19 protein-coding genes are annotated in these 22,163 nt (G+C 65.3%); 15 read left to right on the top strand and 4 right to left on the bottom strand.

The genetic code is table 11. The features are described from left to right. Positions 1–226: 226 nt before the first annotated feature. Entirely contained in the window at positions 227–1,033 is an 807-nt protein-coding gene (locus ACVZTU_RS15655; RefSeq protein WP_139467982.1) for a DNA alkylation repair protein, read from the bottom strand. Between the two features lie 240 nt (positions 1,034–1,273). Next, the gene (argG, locus tag ACVZTU_RS15650; protein WP_139467983.1) at positions 1,274–2,695 is read right to left on the bottom strand and encodes an argininosuccinate synthase; all 1,422 of its coding nucleotides are present in this window, start codon (positions 2,693–2,695) and stop codon (positions 1,274–1,276) included. 130 nt (positions 2,696–2,825) lie between these two features. Here argG and ACVZTU_RS15645 point away from each other — a divergent pair, with 130 nt between their 5' ends. After that, positions 2,826–3,338: a GNAT family N-acetyltransferase gene (locus ACVZTU_RS15645; protein ID WP_482400795.1), complete on the top strand. Its 513-nt coding sequence runs from the start codon at positions 2,826–2,828 to the stop codon at positions 3,336–3,338. A gap of 27 nt (positions 3,339–3,365) precedes the next feature. On the opposite strand, the gene ACVZTU_RS15640 is transcribed toward ACVZTU_RS15645, so the two are convergent. Then, a complete protein-coding gene (locus tag ACVZTU_RS15640; RefSeq protein WP_181270808.1) occupies positions 3,366–4,913 on the bottom strand; it encodes an APC family permease in 1,548 nt (515 codons plus the stop codon). Between the two features lie 209 nt (positions 4,914–5,122). Between ACVZTU_RS15640 and ACVZTU_RS15635 the strand changes: the two genes are divergently transcribed. The 13 genes from ACVZTU_RS15635 to gap all read left to right on the top strand — a co-directional run bounded on the left by ACVZTU_RS15635 (position 5,123) and on the right by gap (position 20,533). Then, positions 5,123–6,271, top strand: a complete 1,149-nt coding sequence (locus ACVZTU_RS15635) for a CPBP family intramembrane glutamic endopeptidase (protein ID WP_482400794.1) — start codon at positions 5,123–5,125, stop codon at positions 6,269–6,271. Positions 6,272–6,340: 69 nt separating this feature from the next. Further along, the gene (locus ACVZTU_RS15630) at positions 6,341–6,829 is read left to right on the top strand and encodes a DoxX family protein (RefSeq protein ID WP_172171684.1); all 489 of its coding nucleotides are present in this window, start codon (positions 6,341–6,343) and stop codon (positions 6,827–6,829) included. 3 nt (positions 6,830–6,832) lie between these two features. Further along, the gene (locus ACVZTU_RS15625) at positions 6,833–7,519 is read left to right on the top strand and encodes a GrpB family protein (RefSeq protein ID WP_482400793.1); all 687 of its coding nucleotides are present in this window, start codon (positions 6,833–6,835) and stop codon (positions 7,517–7,519) included. Positions 7,520–7,666: 147 nt separating this feature from the next. Further along, entirely contained in the window at positions 7,667–8,557 is an 891-nt protein-coding gene (locus ACVZTU_RS15620) for a siderophore-interacting protein (RefSeq protein ID WP_482400792.1), read from the top strand. A 108-nt stretch (positions 8,558–8,665) separates the two neighbouring features. Beyond that, positions 8,666–9,232, top strand: coding sequence for an isochorismatase family protein (locus tag ACVZTU_RS15615; RefSeq protein ID WP_482400791.1), 567 nt, complete (start codon positions 8,666–8,668; stop codon positions 9,230–9,232). Between the two features lie 138 nt (positions 9,233–9,370). Further along, positions 9,371–11,644 carry an MMPL family transporter gene (locus ACVZTU_RS15610; protein ID WP_482400790.1) on the top strand — a complete coding sequence of 758 codons (2,274 nt, stop codon included), beginning with the start codon at positions 9,371–9,373 and terminating at the stop codon, positions 11,642–11,644. Positions 11,645–11,770: 126 nt separating this feature from the next. Further along, entirely contained in the window at positions 11,771–13,108 is a 1,338-nt protein-coding gene (locus ACVZTU_RS15605; RefSeq protein ID WP_482400789.1) for a sensor histidine kinase, read from the top strand. Continuing rightward, positions 13,105–13,725, top strand: coding sequence for a response regulator (locus ACVZTU_RS15600; RefSeq protein WP_482400788.1), 621 nt, complete (start codon positions 13,105–13,107; stop codon positions 13,723–13,725). Before ACVZTU_RS15605 ends, ACVZTU_RS15600 begins: the two co-directional genes overlap by 4 nt. 194 nt (positions 13,726–13,919) lie before the next feature. Beyond that, entirely contained in the window at positions 13,920–15,392 is a 1,473-nt protein-coding gene (locus ACVZTU_RS15595; protein WP_482400787.1) for an outer membrane protein assembly factor BamB family protein, read from the top strand. Positions 15,393–15,674: 282 nt separating this feature from the next. Further along, the gene (locus ACVZTU_RS15590; protein WP_482400786.1) at positions 15,675–17,594 is read left to right on the top strand and encodes a serine hydrolase domain-containing protein; all 1,920 of its coding nucleotides are present in this window, start codon (positions 15,675–15,677) and stop codon (positions 17,592–17,594) included. A 189-nt stretch (positions 17,595–17,783) separates the two neighbouring features. Next, the gene (locus ACVZTU_RS15585; protein WP_229663963.1) at positions 17,784–18,152 is read left to right on the top strand and encodes a carboxymuconolactone decarboxylase family protein; all 369 of its coding nucleotides are present in this window, start codon (positions 17,784–17,786) and stop codon (positions 18,150–18,152) included. A 45-nt stretch (positions 18,153–18,197) separates the two neighbouring features. Then, entirely contained in the window at positions 18,198–19,295 is a 1,098-nt protein-coding gene (locus ACVZTU_RS15580) for a GlxA family transcriptional regulator (RefSeq protein WP_482400785.1), read from the top strand. Between the two features lie 242 nt (positions 19,296–19,537). Beyond that, positions 19,538–20,533, top strand: coding sequence for a type I glyceraldehyde-3-phosphate dehydrogenase (gap, locus tag ACVZTU_RS15575; protein ID WP_482400784.1), 996 nt, complete (start codon positions 19,538–19,540; stop codon positions 20,531–20,533). Positions 20,534–20,755: 222 nt separating this feature from the next. On the opposite strand, the gene ACVZTU_RS15570 is transcribed toward gap, so the two are convergent. Continuing rightward, positions 20,756–21,073 (bottom strand): transcriptional regulator, encoded by a 318-nt coding sequence (locus ACVZTU_RS15570; RefSeq protein WP_092010600.1) that lies wholly within the window; start codon positions 21,071–21,073, stop codon positions 20,756–20,758. Between the two features lie 269 nt (positions 21,074–21,342). On the opposite strand from ACVZTU_RS15570, the gene ACVZTU_RS15565 reads away from it, so the two are divergent. Continuing rightward, positions 21,343–22,140 (top strand): hypothetical protein, encoded by a 798-nt coding sequence (locus ACVZTU_RS15565; RefSeq protein WP_482400783.1) that lies wholly within the window; start codon positions 21,343–21,345, stop codon positions 22,138–22,140. Positions 22,141–22,163: the final 23 nt, after the last annotated feature.

Genomic DNA, 22,163 nt, shown 5'->3' with positions numbered 1-22,163 from the left:
TCTCCTTCGAATGCAGGGGGTTCGGTGTCGGACGACAGTCTGCGATGCGTCCGACGGCAGTGAGGCTCGCATGGAGCCTTCGTGGTGAAGCGGACACCACATTACACATATATTTGTCAGGTCAAAAGAGAATCTGTCGACTAATTTGTCATGACATGAAAGTCGATGGCAGATCGGGCTCGGGTGGGGTGTGTTGCCGGTGGGCGGGGAGTCGGCGGTCGGCCGCTCATCTGGAGGCGAGAACGGCCTCACGCTGTTCTGTCGACAGGCGTTTGACGGCTTCTCGGATCGTCACCCCTGAGGCGCGGTGGGCGCGCGGGAGGATCCAGTCGAAGACGAGGTCGGGGCGTTTGCGCGAGGTATCGCGCAGAACCCAGCCGATGGCCTTGCGGATGAAGAATTCCTTCTCTTCGAGCATCGCATCGGCGAATCGGGAGAACCTGTCGAAGTCGCCGCGGCCGTGCCGCAGCGGGATCAGGTGCGCCAACAGGGCCGAGCGGCGAATCCATAAATCCTCATCGCTCGCCCAGCGCTCTAAGACGGGGTCGAACGCGGCGTCCCGTTCGCTCAACGGCCCGACAAGGTCCCCGGCCAGAGGGTCGACGAGCGCCCAGGTCTTCGCCTCGCGGAGCAGGCCCTCGATGAAATCCGCATCCGCACCGCCGAGGCGGTCCTTCGACTGGATGAGCACCATCGTGGCCGCGGCGCGACGTTCGTGGACGGGTGTGGGGTGCCCTGCTGACCCGGCGCCTGTGTGCGTCGGTTCGGCGCTGCCGGCCGAGTCGTCCGACGACGTCGGCGCGGCCCAGAGGAGTCGGGCTAGTTCGATGACTTCCTCGTGGTAGAGCTTCACCGTGCGCAGGGCGGCGCGAACGACGGCACGAGTGTCGGGCACACTCACCCCGTAATGGAGGAGTTCGCTCTTGAGGTAGGCCCTTTCCTTCTGGGCGCGTTCGCTGCCGCCACGGGCGCGCAGATCTCGGTCGACCGCCTCGGCGAGGGTGTGGGCCTTGTTCCGGGAATCGGAATTCATGGAGTGAATCTTTCCATGGCCCCGCCACCAGTGGGTACAGGCGCTGCAGATCGCAGTGAATGCGAAGCGACCGACAGGCGGACTCCGTCGATCGTGATGATCGAGGAGTGCGCCTGCCGGCCGTTCTCTGTTCTCAACCGGAGGCCGCGAGTCTCATGCTGCGCAGTGTCTCCGGAAGTTCTGGGGATCTCCGGTTCGGACGGGGCTCAGCCCTACCGGGACCTGTGCCGGGTCAGGACCTCAGTCCGTGCCGGCGTCGAAGGCCGAGGAGAGGTTGGCGAGGTCGCTGGCCTCGTCCACCTCGGCGTTGGAGTTCGCGATCTCCTCGGCGCCGCCGGCTTCCAGCGAGCCCACGAGCTCCGAAGTCGGGCCGGACACGATGCCCATGGCGGCGTACTGCTCGAGGCGGGCACGCGAATCGGCGATGTCGAGATTGCGCATGGTCATCTGGCCGATGCGGTCCTCGGGGCCGAAGGCGGAGTCGCCCACACGCTCCATCGACAGCTTCTCCGGGTGGTAGGACAGGTTCGGGCCCTCGGTGTTGACGATCGTGTAGTCGTCGCCGCGGCGCAGGCGCAGGGTGACCTCGCCGGTGATCGCCGAGGCGACCCACCGCTGCATGGACTCGCGCAGCATGAGCGACTGCGGGTCGAGCCAGCGTCCCTCATACATCCGGCGGCCGAGGCGGCGGCCCTCTTCGTGGTAGAGGGCGATGGTGTCCTCGTTGTGGATGGCGTTGAGCAGGCGTTCGTAGGTCACGTGCAGCAGGGCCATGCCCGGAGCCTCGTAGATGCCGCGGGACTTCGCCTCGATGATGCGGTTCTCGATCTGATCGGAGACGCCGAGCCCGTGGCGGCCGCCGATCTCGTTGGCTTTGAAGACCAGGGCAACGGGATCGTCGAAGACTTCGCCGTTGATGGCGACTGGGCGGCCGGCTTCGAAGCGGACCGAGACCTCTTCCGACTTGACCTCGACGTCATCGCGCCAGGCGGCGACGCCCATGATCGGTTCGACGATGTCGAGTCCGGCGTCGAGGAACTCCAGGGTCTTCGCCTCGTGGGTGGCTCCCCAGATGTTCGCATCCGTGGAGTAGGCCTTCTCGGCCGAGTCGCGGTAGGGGTAGCCGTGTTCGACGAGCCATTCGCTCATCTCCTGTCGGCCGCCGAGCTCGTCGACGAACTCCGAGTCGAGCCAGGGCTTGTAGATGCGCAGCTTCGGGTTGGCCATGAGGCCGTACCGGTAGAACCGCTCGATGTCGTTGCCCTTGTAGGTCGAGCCGTCGCCCCAGATGTCGACGCCGTCCTCCTTCATGGCGCGGACCAGCATGGTCCCGGTGACAGCGCGGCCGAGGGGAGTGGTGTTGAAGTAGGTCTTGCCTCCGGAGCGGACGTTGAACGCACCGCACTGGAGGGCGACGAAGCCTTCTTCGACGAGCAGGCGCTTGGCGTCGACGAAGCGAGCGATCTCGGCACCGTATTCCTTGGCGCGATCGGTCACCGACTCCAGGTCGGGCTCGTCGTACTGGCCGATATCGGCCGTGTATGTGCACGGGATGGCGCCCTTGTGGCGCATCCACGCGACCGCGCAGGAGGTGTCCAGACCGCCGGAGAAGGCGATTCCAACGTGCTCACCGACTGGGAGCGAAGACAGTACTTTCGACATGTCACCAGCGTAACGTGATTGTGCGCCGTCTGTCGAATTGTTATGCATAGGTCCGTATTTTTATGTGCGGGAAGTTGGTGAGGCGATGGAATCTCGCCGAGGCGGCCCCGCCGATTGCTATCGTGAGCGGGTGACGAATCCTCCCGTACCTCAGTTCACCGTCCGCCCTGAGACTTCCGGCGACTTCGACGCGATCCACGCGCTGACCGCAGCTGCATTCGGCCAGGTTGACGAGGCAGAGCTCGTCGACGCCCTCCGCGGATCCGGCAATGGGGTCGAGGGCTTGTCGTTCGTCGGAGTGCTCGAAGGTGAGGTCATCGCCCACGCGATGCTCTCCCGCTGCTTCGTCGGCGAGGCCCCAGGCGTCTGCCTGGCGCCCTGTTCCGTATGGCCCGAGCACCAGCGCACTGGCGCAGGCACTGCGGTGATCGAAGCGCTCCTCGCCGAGGCGGCCCGCCGTAGTGAGGCATTCGCCGTCGTCCTCGGCCACCCCGAGTACTATCCGCGCTTCGGGTTCACCCCAGCCTCAGGCTTCGGCATCACCCTGCACGTCGACGTTCCCGACGAAGCGCTCATGGCGATGCCGCTGGGAGGCGAGGTACCCGAGGGCGCCCTGGCCTTCGCGCCAGAGTTCGGGGTCTGATCCGGGGCCGCGCCCGACCCGCGTGAGTTACTGCTTCGCGCGGTGTGCCCGGATCGCCTCGGCGACGGCGATGGCGTCACCTTCGGGAGCGTCGGACTTCCGATCCGGACGTGCCGTGAACAGATAGATGAATCCGGCGACAAGCACGACGACCAGACCGATGAGCACGATCCAGTCGGCGAAGAACGATCCGGAGTCGCCGGGCAGCGAGAGCAGGACCATAGCGAAGATGCCGTAGGCCAGTGCGGCGAAATTGACGATGATTCCCCAACCGCCCAGCGACCACGGACCCGCCGGCTTCCACCCGCGCAGCCGCTGCCGCAGCGCACCGAGGACGACCATCTGGAAGGCGAGGTAGATGCCGAGGATCGCGAACGAGGTCACGGCGACGAGGATTCCGTCGTTGAACCAGATGAGCACGCAGATCAGCGCGGGTGCCGTGCAGGCGACGATGAGCGCATTGTGCGGGATCTTCGTCCCGTCGGTGACCTTCGACAGCCACCGGTGCCCGGGCATCATTCCATCGCGGGCGAAGCTGAAGATCAGCCTCGATGCGGCGGCCTGCAGACTGAGCACGCAGGAGATGAATGCGAGGACAGCGACGACGAGGAAGATCTTCGCCCCCACCGCTCCGAGGCTGCCTTCGAGGATCGCGGGAATCGGGTCGGCGACCTCACCGGAGACGATCTCCTCGAGATTCGGTGCCGCGAGCACGTACCCGCCGAAGGAGAACAGGGCCGAGACCGCTCCGACGAGGATCGTCATGAGCATCGCCTTCGGGATGCCGCGAGCCGGATTCGACACCTCCTCGGCGACGTCGCCGCAGGCTTCGAATCCGTAGAAGAGGAAGAGCCCGGCGACTGCAGCTCCCATGAAGACGGGCAGGTAGCTGCCGTCGCCCGCGGTGCCCATGGTGTCGAAGAAGACGGAGAAGCTGTGCTTGCGTTCGAAGATGAGCAGGAACAGGCCGAGCCCGATGACGCCGATGAGCTCGGCGAAAAGGCCGATGCGCGCGATGCGGGCCAACCATTTCGTGCCCGAGAAGTTGATCGCCAAGGCCAGCACCAACAGCACCAGGCCGAGGAACAGAGTGGAGTTGCGGCTGAGTTCGAGGCCGAAGAGGCTCGCGAGGAATCCGGCACCGAACTCCGCCACCGAGGTGATCGTGACGATGAGTGCGCAGATGTAGATCCATGCGGCCATCCACGCATATCGCTTGCTCCACAGCCGCCTGGCCCATGGGTAGATTCCGCCGGCGATGGGGAACTGGGAGACGACTTCACCGAACACGAGGGCGACGAGCAGCTGTCCGCAGGCAACGATGACGATCCACCAGATCGAGGGCGGACCACCGGTTGAGAGCGCCACTGCCAGCAGCGAATACACACCGACGAGAGGGGAGAGGTAGGTGAAGCCGAGGGCGAAGTTCGCCCACGGACTCATCGACCGTTCGAAGGAATCTTCGTAGCCGAGGACGGCCAGATGGTCGGAATCGGAGAGGTGGTCGCCGGCCCGGTTGCCGGTGGAGTTGTGAACGCCTGCGGGGTGGTGGGCGTTCGAGGGGAGATCGGACATGGTGATGTTCCTTCATTCGAATCGTCGTTGATTCTGTGCTGTTCGCATCGTATCTCCGATTCTCACCTGCGGAAGCGTTCTCGCCCGCGCGGCTGATTGCTATTTCATCCTCGCGGCGGAGGTGTCGAACAACGACGAGTCATAGCGTGGAATCACAGGCACGGACCACCGCCGAATCGGTGGGCACAGTGCAGGATCGAGGAGGAACCGTGAACACGCAGACGCACAGTCACAACGGATTCGCCGAGGCGACCGGACCGACCGAGCCATCACCTCAACCCACTATCCAACCCCACCGGCCCGGAACGACGGATTCCATGCCCGGTTCTGCCGCCTCGGCGATGGATGGATCGCACACCCCCGCCGAGGATGTCGACGCGAAAGGACGGCCGCTCGCCGTCGTGCCCGCTCGGGTCCCGTGGCTCGAGATCGGAATCTTCACCGTCACCGCATTCGGGCTCGCTTGGCTGGCCTGCCTGCCGCTGTGGTTCTCCGCGGAGGGGATCGGCGATCCCGTTCTGCTTCTGGCCTGCGGCAGCGCCATGATGTTCACTCCGCTCATCGCGAGCATCATTGCCTCCATCGTCCAGCGCCGCCGCGCCCGTGCCAGGGGAGAGGTCCTGGCCAGTGCTCCGCGCTACTTCGGCTTCTGGCCGCTGCGCAGCTTCGGCCGAGTCATCGGGATGACCATCGCCGCCTTCTTCGGGATCATGGTGCTCGTCGTCCTCGGCTACCTGGTCAGCGCGGCCTTCGGATGGCTCGCCCTCGACCTCGACGGGTTGTCCGGGTTCACGGCGCAGCTGGAGACGATTCCCGGCACGGACTCATTGCCGACTGCCGCCGCCATCGCCATTTACCTGCTGCTCATGTTCGTCAGCTCGGTGGCCAATGTCGGTGTCACGATCGGCGAGGAATTCGGCTGGCGAGGATGGCTGCTCACCAGTCTGCGTCCCCTGGGCACCTGGCCCGCACTGCTCATCATCGGCGTCGTGTGGGGCCTGTGGCACTCACCGCTCATCCTGCTCGGCTACAACTTCGGGCGCCCCGACCTCACCGGTGTGGGTTTCATGGTCGGCGGCTGCGTCATGGTCGGCATCCTCTTCGGCTGGCTGCGCCTGCGCACCGGATCCGTATGGCCGGCCGTGTTCGCCCATGCCGCACTCAACGGCTGCGGGGCCATGTTGCTGGGCCTGTTCGTCGATGCAGGTGCGTCGACTCCGGATCCGGCGCTTGTCGCGTTCCTCGGAGTCGCAGGCTGGATCGTCTCAGCGGTCGTCATCGCAGTGCTCGTCGTCACCGGCCAGTTCCGCAAGCAGCCGGAACTGGGCATCAAAGGGAAGGCCGGCGCCGAATCTTGAGGCTCGGCCCCGGCGTCGGCTAGGCTCAAAACCCGATCAACCGGAATCCCAAACCCACAGGAGCCCCATATGACCTTCGGACCTTCGCTGCTGCAGACCGCCGGACGCGTGTTCACCGCACCGATCTTCATCAGCGGCGGATACTCGGCCGTCACTGATCCGGCAGGCAAAGCAGCGATGGCCGAGTCGACCCTGGACGCCATCCGCGAATACGTGCCCGGGCTGCCCGACGACAACGAGCTGCTCGTGCGCATCAACGGCGGCGTCCAGATCCTCGCCGGCACCACCCTGCTGCTGGGCATCAAGCCGCGCCTCTCGGCACTCGCACTCGCCGGGTCCCTCATCCCGACCACGCTCGCCGGACACTCCTTCTGGGAGATGGAAGGCGGAGAGGCGAAGGCTCACCAGACCCAGTTCTCGAAGAACCTCGCCGCGCTCGGCGGACTGCTGCTCCTCATCGGCGCCGGTGAGAACCAGAAGGCCATCGACAAGGCGGCCGCAAAGGCTGCCAGGAAAGCTGCGAAGAAGGCCGAGAAGCACGCCCTCAAGCAGGCCTGAGGCATGACGCAGCCGTCCGCTGGTGACTCCTCTGAGCAGGAGGCCGCGGGCGGTGTGTCCGCCGATCCGATGTCAGCCGCGATCGCTGACATCATCACCTTCAACGATGTCAAGGATCCCGATCTCTGGACGCGACCGACCACGCCGCCGTCCGTGATCGCCATCGTTGACCACGACCCCGCCTGGACCGATCATTTCGCCGAGGCGGCCCACCGGATCCGTCGGGCCCTGAGCCCGAGCGGTGCGTTCGTCGGCATCGACCACGTCGGGTCCACCTCGGTGCCGGGATTGCCCGCGAAACCGATCATCGACATCGCCCTCGTCGTAGCCGACCCCGCGGCCGAAGATGACTATGTCCCCGCGCTCGCCGAAGCGGGATTCGGTCTCACCCTCCGCGAACCTGCGTGGTACGAGCATCGGATGTTCAAGCGGCTCGACCCGGAACCCGGGCAGCCGGGATGCAATCTGCACGTCTTCGGACCCCGGTGCGCGGAAGTGGCACGGATGCGGCTCTTCCGAGATCGGCTGCGGGAGCATGCGGTCGAGCGCGAGGCCTACGAGTCGGTGAAGCGGACATCGGCCGCGGAATCGAACGCGGTCGGGGAGACGGTCATGGGCTACAACGCCCGCAAGCAGGCCGTCGTCCGCGAGATCTACCACCGCATCTTCGAAGCCCGAGGCTGGGTCTGACCCACTCCACTGATGCACCAGTTCCGATGGATCTGATCCACTCCACATACACTCCCGTCCCGAAGTGTCTGATCCGCTGATTCACACTCCCGTCGCCGTTTGCTTAGGGTAGGCTAAGCAAAGACTTGCGAACGAGGGGTGGAGCGAATGGTCAACTGGCAACGCGGAGTGATGCGGCTGATGCGCATCACGAATCACGAAGTGGTCGTCACCGGGGTCACGGACTTCACCCCGACCTACCGTCGGATCCACTTCTCCGGTGCCGAACTGCTGGCCCAACTCGATGAGGTCTTCCCGACTCTGTGGACCCGGCTGTGGTTCCCGCACCCGGAGAAGGGCGAGGGCCACCTGAGTCAGCGCGGCTACACGTTCTCGGCCATCGACCTCCACGCCGGGACATTCAGCCTCGACTTCGTCCTCCACGGTGACCTCGGAGAAGCCGATTCGGGCGGCCCGGCAAACCAGGCAATTCCGGCGGGCCCGGCAGTTTCTGCGGGTCAGGCAGGCCTGGCGGGCTCGACAAGCCCGATTGAGGCGGAATCCACGTCCGACATCGGTCCCGCGGCCCGCTGGGCGGCGCATGTCCGCCCAGGTGACACCATCGAAGCCGCCCTCACCCCTGCGCGCCTCGACCTGCCCGACGACACCTCCCACCTCCTCCTCGCGGGGGACCTCACTGCGCTCCCGGCCATCAATTCCTGGTGCGAAGCCGTCCCCGCCGACATTGCCATCACCGTGGCGATCACCGCCGACCCGGCCGAAGTGCCAGGGCTCCCGCAGTCGGCACACCCCAACGCGACGTGGCATTGGGTGAGTCAGGGTGTGAGCGCCGAGGCGGCCCCGCAGCATCGCACGGATCGATCCGTGGCCGATCGCCTGCGCGGACTCGACCTCGATACCGCCGGACTGTACGTCTGGGCGGCGGGGGAGAGGAACATGGTCAAAGAGGTCCGCCGCTTCGCCAAAGGCGATCTGGGGCTGGGGCGTTCGCAGCAGTTCTCCCAGTTCTACTGGTTCGCCGACAAACCCACCGGCTGAGCCGCGCCGACACGAATCGCTCGACCCTCCGATTCGCCACAGCACTGGATTTCCGTCCCCATTCGCCACATCTCTGGAATTCCGCGCAGAAACGCCTATGCTCGAGGCATGGCCAAGGCACTCCTCATCGTCGATGTCCAGAATGACTTCACCGAAGGCGGCGCGCTCGGCGTGACCGGCGGTGACGCCGTCGCCGAAGGCATCACCGCTTACCTCTCCGCCCATGTCGGAGACTACGACGCGATCATCGCTTCCCGCGACTGGCACGATGCCGACAATGACAACGGCGGCCACTTCAGCGAAACCCCGGACTTCGTCGATTCCTGGCCCGTCCACTGCGTCGCAGGCACCGACGGCGCGGCTTTCGATCCTCTCCTCGACACCGCGGCCATCACCCATGAGGTCCGCAAGGGCCAAGGTAAACCCGACTATTCGGCTTTTCAGGGGATCACGGACACGGGGAGCCGCCTCGGCGAGCTTCTTGGCGATCTCACGATCACCGACGTGGACGTCGTCGGCATCGCCACCGACCACTGCGTGCGCGCCTCAGCGCTCGACGCGCTGCGTGCGGGATTGAGCGTTCGCGTGCTCACCGACCTCGTCGCGGGCGTCGGAGACGAGTCGAGCAGGGCCGCCCTCGCGGAGGTCGAGAAGGCGGGCGCTGAGCTCGTCTGAGTCGCCGACTCTCCGCGGAACCTCCACCTTCAGAAAACCTATCGCCCCAGGTCAGCGCGTTTTCTCCATCGAAAGTTGCAGATCGAATCCGAACTCACAGGCGATGTGTGTGACTCCATAGATTGATGGACTGGAGTCATGAACTCACCACTGGCGAAAACCGCACATACGCTGACATCGAAGCGCGGTTCGTGGCTCGTCCTCGGCGGGATCGTCGTCCTCGTCGCTCTGCTCTTCGGACTCCTGTCCGGGGCAGGGGAGGACCGGCCCAACGAAACCGCTCCGGCCGACTCCGAATCGACTCAGGCACAGAAGGTCCTCGACAAGTTCCCCGAGGCGGACAAGCAGTCCGTCATGGTCGTGGCCTCGAACGAGGATGGATCCGAACTCTCCGCCGACGACCAGGCCGAGCTGAAGAAGCTCGGCTCCTCGCTCGGCGACTCCGTCGGCGACGAATCCACCGAGACCGTCACCGGACCGATCCTCAGCGACGACAAACAGGCCGCGCTGCTCATGGTGCCCATCACGGTCGGCCTGACGAACTCCGACACCGCCGAGACCGTCGACGACCTGCGCACCGCCATCGCCGACGACCCGACCGCTTCAGGACTGACCGATGAGGGCATGTCCCTGCTGGTCACCGGCGGTCCCGCGATCGGCGCCGACATCGCCTCGGCATTCAACGGCGCGGACTTCACGCTGCTCATCGTCACCATCGTCATCGTCGCCCTCCTGCTCATCATCACCTACCGCTCACCGATCCTGTGGCTGCTGCCGCTCATCGTCATCGGCACCGCCGACGGACTCGCCTCGACCGTGACCGCGGCCGTCGGCGACTGGCTCGACCTGCAGTTCGACGCAGGCATCATCAGCGTCCTCGTCTTCGGCGCCGGAGCGAACTACGCGCTGCTGTTCATCTCCCGCTACCGCGAGGAGCTGCGCCGCTTCACCGACCACCGCCGCGCGCTCGCCGACGCCTGGACGCACACCGCCACGACGATCCTCGCCTCGAACCTCACCGTCGTGCTGTCCCTGCTCAGCCTCGTCTTCGCGATCATCCCCGGCACCCGCGGCCTGGGCATCACCGCGGCCGTCGGCCTGCTCATCTCCGCAGCCGCCGTCCTCTTCGCGCTGCCGCCCGTACTCGCGATCTGCGGCAAGAAGATGTTCTGGCCCTTCATCCCGAAGGCCGAGGAGAGCACGGATGAAGAACTCACCCCCGCTGAGGCAGCCGCCGCCGGCCGTGCCACCGCACCTGAGGGTGCGACCGCACCCTCAGGTGCGGCCAAGCCCTCGATCTGGCGCACCATCGCCACTCGGGTGGTGCGCAAACCGGGGCTCCACCTCGGTGCCGGGATCGTCATCCTCGGTGTCATGGCCACCGGGTTCATCGGATCCTCGATCGGACTCGACCAGACCGAGAAGTTCCGGGTCCAGTCCGAATCCGCGCAGGGACTCGATGTCCTGGCCGACCACTTCCCGCCCGGGGAATCCCAGCCGATCTGGATCGTCGCCGATACCGACCATGCCGATGAGGTCGCCGATTCGGTCAACGATATGAACGGCGTCGTGCGCGCCTCGGCGATCGAGGACACGAACATCGACGGCACCTCGGTCACGAAGATCATGGTGACCGGCGAGTATGCACCCGACAGCACGAAGGGACTCGACCTCGTTGAGGACATCCGCGGCGACGTCCACGCCATCGACGGAGCCGACGCTCAGGTCGGTGGTGCAGCGGCCACGGAGCTCGACGCCCGTGACGGCAATCAGAAAGACTTCATGACCATTGTTCCGATGGTCTTGGCGATCAGCTTCATCATCCTGCTCGTCATCCTCCGTGCACCCATCGCGGCGTTCACCCTGCTGCTGGTCAACGTGGTCTCCTCCGCGGCGGCCATCGGGCTCGGCGCGTTCCTGTCACGGACGATCTTCGGTCAGTCCGCCCTCGATGCACAGGTGCCGATCCTCGCGTTCCTCTTCCTCGTGGCACTCGGCATCGACTACTCGATCTTCCTCGCCCACCGTGCGAAGAAGGAATCTGTCCTCCACGGCGGACGCCAGGGCATGGTCGAGGCAGTCGCCCACACCGGCGGCGTCATCACGAGTGCCGGCATCGTTCTGGCCGGAGTATTCGCGGCGTTGGGCATGCTGCCGCTCATGGTGCTCGGCCAGCTCGGCCTCATCGTCGGAGTCGGCGTACTGGTCGACACGATCATCGTCCGCACCATCATCGTCCCCTCGATCTTCGGACTCGTGGGCGACAAGGTGTGGTGGCCCAACAAGGCGATCACGCACTTCCACGAGCGTGCGGCATCCGGTGCGGCTGACGGTGACGAACACTCCACCCATCTGCTCGCCGAGAAGGAATTCGCGGACTCCGGTTCCGGGATTCACCACGGCAGGCACTGAGCCGTCACGCTGGGTGGGCTCGGGCGACGACGCAGATCGTCGCCCGGGCCCACTCGGTTTTCGCATCGGGCCGCGCATTTGTCGTACCACCGGGGTTTCGGATGTGATTGAGTTGGCAGGGAGATCATGACAGCACTGGATCACCGCTTCGGCAGTTTCATCGCCGAGGCCGATCTGCAGGAAGGTGGCAGCGTGGGCGCACGCAAATGGACGGAACGCACGATGGAGTTCGGTCAGCACGCCATCGCGCTCGTCCTCATGCTCATCTCCTGTATCCGCGCGGTCTCTGCCGGTGCACCGATGCTCGCTGCCGTAACCGTGAGCGTCGTCTTCCTCGCTTGGTACGCCCTCGGCGCCGTCCGCGCAGCGCGCTCCGGCGCACTGGTCCTCGCGAAATGGTGGCTCATCGTCCTCGCAGCCGCCTGGCTGTGCACCCTGCTCGTCTCCGCCGAGTTCATCTGGGTCGCCTTCCTCCTCTGGCTGCTCGCAGGCCACCTCTTCTCCCTGCGCATCGCCGTCGTCTTCACCGCACTCACCTACATCGCGACAATCGTCGCCCCACTCGCGCACTACGGGCAGGTGCCGACCCCGAGCATCATCGGCTCCCTCATCGGTGCCGTGTTCGCTCTCGGGCTGTCCCGCGGTTATATCGAACTCCTGCGCGAGGGCCGCCGCCGCGAGGAACTGCTGCGCTCGCTTGAGCTCGCACACCAGAACCTGCTCGACCTCCAGGACGAGCTCGCTCTCACCCAGCGCCACGCAGGCGAGATCCAGGAGCGGACCCGCGTCTCCCGCGACATCCACGACACGATCGCGCAGTCGATCTCGTCGATCCGCCTCATCGCCCACGCCGAGGCGGAGCGCACCACCGATGATCACGCCGGGCAGGTGCTCGCCCAGGTCGAGGAGCTCGCCGCGCAGAGCTCCCGCGACGTCCGCCGCATCATCGCCGCCCTTGCCCCGGCCGAACTCGAGGACGGGGCGCTGACCGCGGCGATCCGTCGGCTGCTCGCCAGGCTGGAGGAGGACAGCTCGATCACGGGTCGCCTCGACGTCGACGAGACCCTGCCGACTCTGTCCGCCGAGGCGGAGGTGGCGCTGCTGCGGACCGCGCAGTCTGCGCTGGCCAACGTTCGGCAGCATTCGCAGGCCACACGAGTGATGGTCAGCCTCATGGACCTCGACGGGGCGATCAGGATGGACATCGTCGATGACGGCGTCGGAATGGACGATCCTCACAATCGGCAGCGGAACCCCGATTCGGGATTCGGTCTCGACTTCATCGGCTCAAGGATGCGCGAACTCGGCGGCGAACTCGTCATCGAATCGAGTCAGGGATCCGGCTTTGCGATCTCCGCGACCCTGCCGAGCCAGTCCCAGCTGCACACCCGGGGTGAGGGGCTCAGCACTGCTGACGAGGGAGACGGCACACGCGAGAACACCGACACAGGAGAGAACGCATGAGCATTCGAGTCATCCTCGTCGACGACCACCCGGTCGTGCGGGCGGGCCTGAAGTCAGTCATCGACGCTCCGGACCACATCGCCGTCGTCGGTGAGGCCGGCAGTGGTGAGGAGGCGCTGACTGTCGTCGACGAACTCGACCCCGACGTCGTCCTCTGCGATCTGCGGCTGGGGGAGGGGATCGACGGCATCGAGGTGACGAAGCGACTGCGCGCAAAGGCGAATCCGCCGGCGGTGCTCATCCTCACCACCTTCGACCTCGATTCGGAGATCATCGCCGCGATCAACGCCGGGGCCTCGGGGTACCTGCTCAAGGACATCGACCCGGGGGATATCTCGACTGCGATCGAGAAAGCGGCGAAGGGGGAGACGTATATGCCTCCGGAGATCTCGTCGAAGGTCTTCGCCGCGATGCGCAATCCGAGCCCGAAGCTCACCCGGCGTGAACGCGACGTCGTCAGACTCTTGGCCACAGGGGCGTCGAACGCGCAGATCGCTCAGGAGCTCTTCGTCACCGAGGCGACAGTGAAGAGCCACCTCGTCAACGTATTCACGAAGCTCGGGGTGGACTCGCGGGCCCGCGCCATCCGAGTCGCCGAGGACCAGGGGCTGGTTTAGGGGCCTCACTGCTCGCAGTCTCCGCCGAAAAACGGGCTGAGCGTCGAGAAACGCATGTGCACCCCCGTTACTCGACACGCAGCCCGTTTTTCGGCGAGTGCGCGGTTCTATGCTCACCACACCCGAAGTGCCAATGTGAATGCCGCCGCATATGATCAAGCTATGCACCGGGGTATGAGCAGGAGAAACGCATTATGAAGCGGATGTGGGCGGCGGTTGTGGCGGCAGGTTTAGTGGCGCTGAGCGGCTGCAGCATCGGCGGCGAACCAGAGGGAAAACCATCGCCGACGACGACCCCGACCTTGGCCGAACCGGTCGAGCTCGATTACTTCGCCACACTGACCGTCGACGATGGTGCGGGGCATGCGCTCGTCACCGACTGGGTCGAAGAGAAGCTGCGGGCGATCGATTCCACCGGAGAAGAGCTGTGGAGCATCGACGCCTACATCAATGACGAAGGCGGAGGCTCAGAAGCCTATTCCGCGGGAGACCTGGTGATCGTCAACGACTACTCGGGAACGGTCACTGCCTACACCTGGGAAGACGGCGAGGAAGCCTGGTCATTCGACATTCCCGGCCCCGACGATGCGTGTCATGAACAGATGGCGTTCGGCTCCCGGTCGACAGGGCTCGGCAACCGCCTCGGCGAAGATGACCTGCTCCTGCTCGAATACAGCGGCATGCGAATGGACGGGCACTGCACACCTACCTCCGAAGCCGGCAATGCGGTGTTGTTCGCCCTTGACCCATCGACAGGGGTTGAAGCCTGGCCGTCGCTGTCGATCGATGATGACGGTCGGACCTTCGGCGGCTCCCTGATTCACCTCGCGCCGGACCGCAAGAACGCAGTCATGTCATGGAAGTCCGGGGAGGACTCCATGGTCACACGGATCTCGTTGGACACCGGGCGCCATGCCACTGTTCCCATCACCAAAGCTCGAGCGATCGACGACTCCGGAGTCGAGCACTTCGACGTCTTTCCGACAAGCGATGAGACCACGCTGACCTACCTCTTCGGAGCCGAGGACCCCGATGACCCGATGAGCCAGGCGTTCAGCAGAGCAGCTGAGCTGACCCTTCCTGCTGGACTCAAAGAGACCGACAGCGCGACATTGGCCGCCGACTCCGGCCCTAACGCCGCGACGATGGAGGACACGACCGATCCGATGTGTTCGACCGACTTCACCTTTACGCCGGAAGGCCGGGCCGCGTGTCTGCAGCTGCAGCTGTTCGCTTCGGCGGTCAAATATCAGGGCTCGGACGGGTCGCCGGAAGGATGGTTCGCGGATGCACCGGAGATGGCTTTCGATACCGTGCTGTACTCGGGGGCTCCCAGAACAGTGCCTTTCGACAGCCGAGGGAAGGCTGCGGTACTCGCGCCGGGTCCCGACGGAGGCGTCGTCGCCATCGATGCAGCGACCGGGAAGACGGCGTGGAATGCTGGCGACTACAGATCGACGACTCCGTGGGGCGGCGAGGGAGTATTGCCCGACGTCGGGCTGGTCGTGCTCACTGATAATAAGAAGACGAGCTTCTACGACTCGGATACCGGCAGACTCGTCGAAGAGCACAAGGCCGACCAATACGATGAGCTGACCTCCGGCTACAGCACCATTCTCGTCGCCGGTGAGAAATCGACGACGATGTGGGCTGTGGTCGACACGTGAAACGCCGAACCGCCGTTGCGGGCCGAGGCGGCGCCAGTGAGTCGGAAGCCGAGCGCGCCGCATCGGCACTGTGACCAACTGTCAGATGAATAACTGATAGGTAATCACCATTACCGTCACTCCAGGTGAGAGACGCAGACGATCGGGACGGAGAACGCCGCATCGCCCCAATCGGCTCTTCTCGACTACGGAGTTTCACCTCGTGCCGGTAGTCTGTTCCCTGCACATCGGGACAGCCGCGCGCATGCGCAACGCAGTCCAGGTCGAGACAGTGGAGGTGACATGGCAGGCGAAGACGAGACGTTTCCGCCCCGCCCGGTGACCCCGCCGAACCGACGAATCGGTGCATTGTCCGGCAATACCAAGGGCATCGGCACATCCACAGACACCGCCACCGAGGCGGCTCCCGGTCGATCTGCGGACGCGGACTCCCAGCAGCCCTCGGTTTCCGCGGACCCTGCAACCGTGCAGTCCGGAGTCGATGATGTCGACGCCTCGGCGTTGGACATCACCCTGCCGCACGTCGGGGAACTCACCTCTGCCAGTGAAGACGCCATCGTCGACCCATCGGAAGCGGTGCTCGAGAGCATCGACCTCGACACCTGGAAATGGCCCGAGTTCTTCGCCTTCGCGCTCACCCGAATGCAGGAGATCTTCCCGACCGGCGGCATCCCGCGCGGCATCGGGCCGGTGCGCGAATACGTCACCGAAGGCAACGACTTCCGGTCCTTGACGATCGACCGCGAGAAATGGCCGGCCGCCGACGAGGACTGGACCACCGTCGGCGACGTGCTGGCCAACACCCACACCGACGCCTGGCTCGTCACACGCAACGGAGTGGCGCTGGCCGAGGAATACGCCTGGCCGATGAAGCCCGCCCGCCAGCACATGCTCTTCTCCGTGAGCAAGTCCATCGTCGCCACCGTTATCGGTGCGCTCGCCGACGCCGGACTGCTGCGCCCCACCGACCTTGTCACCACGCATGTGCCCGCATTGGCCAAGAGCGGCTACGCGGGAGCCACCATTCGCGATCTGCTCGATATGCGCTCGGGCATCAAGTTCTCCGAGGAATACCTCGAGGAGGGCTCTGAGATCCGAGCCCTGTTCGAAGCCGTCGATTTCGCGCCTCGATCGGCCGCCTCGGCGAAGGGGATCAAGAACTTCCTCACCGGGCTGACCAGCGACCGCGAACACGGCTCTGCCTTCGTCTACCGCAGCTGCGAAACCGATGTGCTCGCCTGGATCGCCGAGGCGGTCACCGGCCAGCCGTTCTCCATCGTCGCCAGCGAATACGTGTGGTCGCGGATCGGCGCCGCCCACGCCGCCCAGGTCTGCCAGGACCGGTGGGGCGGATCGATCGCCGACGGTGCCATCAGTGCCACCCTGCGCGACCTCGCCCGCTTCGGCGAGATGATCGCCCGAGGCGGCACCACGGACAACGGTGAACGCGTGCTTTCGGCGGAATGGGTCGAAGACATCTTCACCGGCGCCGAGGACTCCGCCAAGGTCTTCGCTGCGTCCCCGTCGGGACGCTCCTACCCGGGCGGAATGTACCGCAGCCAGTTCTGGATGCCCTCGGCCGACCGCAACGTCGTCATCGGCATCGGCATCCACGGCCAGATGCTCTACATCGACCGCGCCACTCAGACCGTCGGCATCAAGCTCTCGAGCGACCCAGAACCGGTGAGCCTCGCGGCCCAGCACGGCACCCTGGCAATGTTCGAGGCCATCGCCGAGGCGGTCCCGACCGCTGGTCAGACGCCTGCAAGCCCTGCACCCACCGAGGCGGCTCCCCGGAACTCTGTACCGGGCACCGCGCCTGCAGTGCCGAGCGCAGCTGCTCCCGCCGACCCGAGTATCGGCAGCCCCGAGGCGGCGAGTGCCGAGGCTCTGGCCGCGGAGTCGATTCCGGTGGCTGCGTCACCAGCCGAAGCGGTGCAGGCGGCTGCGGAATCCGTCGAATCGGTCCCTGCGCAGACCTTGCCCGCCGCGGCGGAAGATGCCCCCGTAGCGCCGGCTCCCGCAGACCAGATTCCGGCAGCCCCAGCAGCTGCAGACCTTGCATCTGCAGCGCCCGTGCCTGCGCTGAGTGAAGCAGCGGTTGCACATCCTGAGGCCGCGCCCGCCACAGCCGCACCTCAGGAACCGCCTCTGCCGGGAGCGCAGACTGCCCCTCTCATCGGTCAGGGCACGCTGTACTGAGGCCGAGCGGTTCGCGTGTCTCCTGCGGGCGGATCCACCTCGAAACAGTGCGGATAGTCGAGGCGGATCCACCCGCAGGAGACATGCCGACCGCAAACCCGTCCGGCGCAGCTGTGTACGTGTCGATCCGCCTCTTAGGTGACAATTCCGTAGCGATTGATGCGGGGACTCGGTAGCGTGAGGATCGGAATGACACCGATCACAGGAGATATGACCATGACCGACTTCTTCGACCGCGAGAATGACCGCAAGTACGACAGGGCCTACAAGGAAACCACTCCCGACATCCTCAAGGCCTTCGGCGAGTTCAACAACGCCGTCTTCGCTTCCGAAGGTCGTGAAATCCCGCTGAAGTACCGTGAGCTCATCGCCTACGCCGTCGGCTTGACCACCCAGTGTGCCTACTGCATCGATGCGCATTCGAATGCCGCCGTCAAGGCCGGCGCCACGGAGACCGAACTGGCAGAGACTGCCTGGACTGCCTCGGCTCTTCGTGCCGGTGGAGCATATGCCCACGGTCGTCTGGGCTTCAAGCTCACCGGGGTCCACGAGCACTGAGTTCGCCCCGGGGCGAGTCCCGATTGCCTAGACTGAGAGGCGATCATGAGTGACGAGCCCCGCACCCTTCCGCGCAGAACACCCCGTTCCCGCCCGCACCGTATCCTCGTGCTGGCACTGGACGGGGTGTCTGCCATGGATCTCGGCGTCCCCGTCCAGATCTTCGGGCGGGAGTCGAACGCAGCCACAGACCGCACCCGCACCGAGACGGCCCCACGCTCCCAGCCGAATCCGAGCGGTGAGGCGGCTTCCGCCGTGCCCGGCGGACGGGCGACGACCGTCCCTGCAGGGGTCTGGCCCTACGAGGTTGAGGTCTGCGGCATCGCTGCAGGAAAGGTGACCGGTTCGGACGGGCTCGACTATTCCGTCGACCAGGGACTTCACGCCCTGGAGACCGCGGACACGATCATCCTGCCGGGTGCCACCTCGGCGGTGGCAGAAGAACCACCGGCCTCGGTCGTCGGGGCGCTCCTCTCGGCATTCGAGCGCGGCGCGCGGATCGCTGCCATCTCCACCGGCACCTTCGTCCTTGCGCGCACAGGACTGCTCGTCGGGCGACGCGCCACCACGCACTGGTCGACGGCGAAGGAGCTCGCCCGACGGTTCCCCTCGATCAAGGTCGACGAAAACGTCCTCTTCATCGACGAAGGACAGCTGCTGACCTCCGCCGGAGCCGCCTCGGCGATCGATCTGTGCCTCCATCTCATCCGCAGCGATCACGGCGTCGGACTGTCCAACCAGGTCGCCCGGCGGCTCGTTGCCGCCGCCTATCGCAGCGCTGGGCAGGCGCAGTATGTGCCGCGCAGCGTGCCTGACCCGCTCGGCGACGACTTCGCCGACACCCGCGAATGGGCGTTGCAGCACATCGGCGAGAAGATCACGCTGCGCGATCTCGCCGCCAACGCCGGAGTCTCCGTGCGCACCTTCTCCCGCCGCTTCGTCGAAGACACCGGGTACACTCCCATGCAGTGGGTTCTCAGAGCCCGAGTCGATGTCGCCCGGGAGCTCTTGGAGAACTCCGACCTGGGCATCGAGCAGATCGCTGACCAGGTGGGACTCGGAACGGGTGCGAATCTGCGGATGCACTTTCAGCGCATCCTCTCGACCTCCCCGAACGACTACCGTCACTCCTTCCAGGGCTGAAAGCGGGCGCTTGTCAGGGTGAGAATCTGACACTTCCGGGCCGAGCTGGGGCATTTTTCGGCACATTTCAGGGGCCCGGATCACACGAAGACAACTGTGGCCAGAAACTTTCGACCTTTGGCAATACGACTGGCGAGAACCTTGCGTAGATTGTCTGGCTGGCCACTGTTGACGTTTGTGGAAATCGCCCATGATGGAGATATCAAGACGAATCCCGTGTTCAACATCTACAAGGAGTGACATTGACTCGCATCGCCATCAATGGTTTCGGTCGCATCGGACGCAGCACCCTGCGCGCGCTGATCGAGCGCGGCAGCGAGCTCGAGGTCGTGGCCATCAACGACCTGGGCCCCGTGGACGATCTCGCTCGGCTGCTGAAGTTCGACACCACCCTCGGGCGCTTCAACCATGACGTCGAGGCCACGGATGATGAGATCGTCATCGACGGCAAGGCCATCAAGGTCTTCGCCGAGAAGGATCCGGCCAAACTGCCCTGGGGTGAGCTCGACATCGACATCGCGCTCGAATCGACCGGCCGCTTCACCAAGGCCGAAAAGGCCAGCGCCCACATCACCGCCGGCGCGAAGAAGGTCCTCGTCTCCGCTCCCTCGAAGGGTGCCGACGTCACCCTCGCCTACGGAGTGAACAACGAGGCGTACAAGCCCGAGCACACCGTCATCTCCAACGCCTCCTGCACGACGAACGCCCTGGCCCCGCTGGCCAAGGTACTCGACGACCTCGCCGGAATCGAGCAGGGCTTCATGACCACCGTCCACGCCTACACGGGTGACCAGATGGTCCAGGACGGCCCGCACAAGGATCCCCGCCGTGCCCGCGCCGCCGCCGAGAACATGATCCCCACCTCGACGGGTGCGGCCAAGGCAATCGGCCTCGTCCTCCCGCAGCTCGACGGCAAGCTGTCCGGCGATGCCATCCGCGTGCCGGTCCCGGTCGGATCGATCGTCGAGATCAACACGACCGTCTCCCGTGAGGTCACCCGCGACGAGGTGCTCGACGCCTACAAGAGGGCCGCCGAGGGCGAGCTCAAGGGCATCCTCGACTATGAGACCGAGCCCGTCGTCTCCTCCGATATCGTCGGTCAGCCCGCTTCGTCGATCTTCGACTCCGCGCTCACCCGCGTCGTCGGCAACCACGTCAAGGTCGTTGCCTGGTATGACAACGAGTGGGGCTTCTCCAATCGTGTCGTCGACAATCTCGAGTTCATCGGCAAGAACTGACGTTCTCCGCTGATACTCGCCTGATCTTCATCGGCGATATCCGCCGGTGACTTCGAACGTCGCCGAGGTGGTTGCTCGGCGCCGACGGATGCACCTGTGGCCTCGAATCCGCTCCGCGCGGATTCGAGGCCACAGTCGTCGCAACGGAATTCCCGGAAGTCACAAGGGACTCCCTGGCAGGGCTTCGCCTCACCGAGGAGGCCCTGCGTCTGCGCGCGGCGCTCAGACGTCGTCGGCGCCGGGGGTGCCGCCTTCGTCTTCCCAGCGTTCGATGGCGCGGACCTTTGCGCGGCTGAACTTCAGGCGGATGCCGTAGCCGCCTTCCTTGCCGTCGGGAATGAACCGCGCACCGTACTGTTCGAGGGCGAGGATGAGTCGACGCTCCTGCTCGGCGGTCAGGTCCGCTGTCCCCTTTTCGTAGTCCTTGAGTTCGGACTTGTCGATCTCAGCTTTGTCTGCCACGTGCTTGGCCGAGACCTGGCAGAGGATCCGCGTTGCGCGTGCCAGGGGGCCGTCGATGATGATCTCTTCTGTGCTCATGGCTCCACTTTGCCAGAGGCCATGATGGCTGCCAAGGACGGGCGACCGGCCTCTTGGCCTGATTCGCCGCCGGCGGCGAATTGGGATCGCTGCGCACATCTCAGCCCGGTGAAGTGTGTAGAAGCAGGTGAAACTGCGGACCAATGGTGTTCTATTCATTCCCGAGCAAGTCATGTCAGTGCCGCGGTCTAATGTTCTGTCCACGCATCCGACATCGGAGTCGGAGGTGACGCGTCGCAGGGTGCGGCGCACGACGGAAGGTCAGAACAATGATGATCACGACCAACAGCGTCGCTCGTTTGGCGCAGAGGTGCGGAGAGTTCCTCGGCGACTTCGGCCAGACGATGACACCGAGCTACCCGGCGAGCCTCGCGCTGTGCATCCTCGACGCAATCTATTCGACGGGCTCCCACCCGACGGCGGTGGATAAAGTCGTCGCCCGGTACATCGCCCAGCACGGAGAAGCCCATGGAGCGAAGTCGCTGCGCTACTCGATCGCCGCCGCAGGTGGGGCACGTCCGTGGGCTGAGTTCGAGGCGTGCAACCTCAAACCGGCCAGCACCCGCCCGGGGGCGGTGCTCAAGGCCGAGGTCGTCGACGACGCCACCCGAGTCATGGCCGACTATGGGATCGATGATGTCGGTGATCTGCTTGAAGCGGTCGGCGAGGGAGTCGGCAACGATGCGTTCTACAACGACGTCTCGAAGGCCTGGCGAGCTCTGCCCAGCCAGAGCTCGGGCATCACGTGGCTCCACCTGCTGATGCTCGCCGGGTGCCCTCAGTTCGAGGTCGACGACAAGGTGGTCGGATACCTCGCCGCGGTGGCCGACTCCGAAGCCGATCTCACCGTCGACTACGTGCACGATGAGATCCACGCAGTCGCCCGCGTGCTCGACACCGAGGTGTCAGCCGTCCGAAGGATCGTCTGGCAGGCTTCGCACGGCCGTATCCTCTCACTGCTCAAGGACGAGGACCTTCTGCCGGCTGACGGTCCGATCGAGGGTCCTGAGACGTCCAGTTCGGTCTGGGAGTTCAGCCCGGAACCGGTGGCGGGCAGGCCCTTCTGAACCGTGTCGAGCAGTGCGCTCGG

The sequence above is a fragment of the Brevibacterium sp. OS20 genome (genome assembly GCF_056837565.1).
Note: the sequence above shows the minus strand (reverse complement) of the source record. Positions and strands in the feature narration are given on the sequence as shown.

What these genes read in the sequence shown, in the direction of transcription:
- ACVZTU_RS15565 (WP_482400783.1), top strand. Translation starts at nt 21,343, where the DNA reads ATGATGATCACGACCAACAGCGTCGCTCGTTTGGCGCAGAGGTGCGGA.
- ACVZTU_RS15610 (WP_482400790.1), top strand. Translation starts at nt 9,371, where the DNA reads ATGAACTCACCACTGGCGAAAACCGCACATACGCTGACATCGAAGCGC.
- ACVZTU_RS15615 (WP_482400791.1), top strand. Translation starts at nt 8,666, where the DNA reads ATGGCCAAGGCACTCCTCATCGTCGATGTCCAGAATGACTTCACCGAA.
- ACVZTU_RS15630 (WP_172171684.1), top strand. Translation starts at nt 6,341, where the DNA reads ATGACCTTCGGACCTTCGCTGCTGCAGACCGCCGGACGCGTGTTCACC.
- ACVZTU_RS15595 (WP_482400787.1), top strand. Translation starts at nt 13,920, where the DNA reads ATGAAGCGGATGTGGGCGGCGGTTGTGGCGGCAGGTTTAGTGGCGCTG.
- ACVZTU_RS15640 (WP_181270808.1), bottom strand. Translation starts at nt 4,913, where the DNA reads ATGTCCGATCTCCCCTCGAACGCCCACCACCCCGCAGGCGTTCACAAC.
- ACVZTU_RS15590 (WP_482400786.1), top strand. Translation starts at nt 15,675, where the DNA reads ATGGCAGGCGAAGACGAGACGTTTCCGCCCCGCCCGGTGACCCCGCCG.
- ACVZTU_RS15600 (WP_482400788.1), top strand. Translation starts at nt 13,105, where the DNA reads ATGAGCATTCGAGTCATCCTCGTCGACGACCACCCGGTCGTGCGGGCG.
- argG (WP_139467983.1), bottom strand. Translation starts at nt 2,695, where the DNA reads ATGTCGAAAGTACTGTCTTCGCTCCCAGTCGGTGAGCACGTTGGAATC.
- ACVZTU_RS15585 (WP_229663963.1), top strand. Translation starts at nt 17,784, where the DNA reads ATGACACCGATCACAGGAGATATGACCATGACCGACTTCTTCGACCGC.
- ACVZTU_RS15570 (WP_092010600.1), bottom strand. Translation starts at nt 21,073, where the DNA reads ATGAGCACAGAAGAGATCATCATCGACGGCCCCCTGGCACGCGCAACG.
- ACVZTU_RS15625 (WP_482400793.1), top strand. Translation starts at nt 6,833, where the DNA reads ATGACGCAGCCGTCCGCTGGTGACTCCTCTGAGCAGGAGGCCGCGGGC.
- ACVZTU_RS15605 (WP_482400789.1), top strand. Translation starts at nt 11,771, where the DNA reads ATGACAGCACTGGATCACCGCTTCGGCAGTTTCATCGCCGAGGCCGAT.
- ACVZTU_RS15620 (WP_482400792.1), top strand. Translation starts at nt 7,667, where the DNA reads ATGGTCAACTGGCAACGCGGAGTGATGCGGCTGATGCGCATCACGAAT.
- ACVZTU_RS15655 (WP_139467982.1), bottom strand. Translation starts at nt 1,033, where the DNA reads ATGAATTCCGATTCCCGGAACAAGGCCCACACCCTCGCCGAGGCGGTC.
- ACVZTU_RS15580 (WP_482400785.1), top strand. Translation starts at nt 18,198, where the DNA reads ATGAGTGACGAGCCCCGCACCCTTCCGCGCAGAACACCCCGTTCCCGC.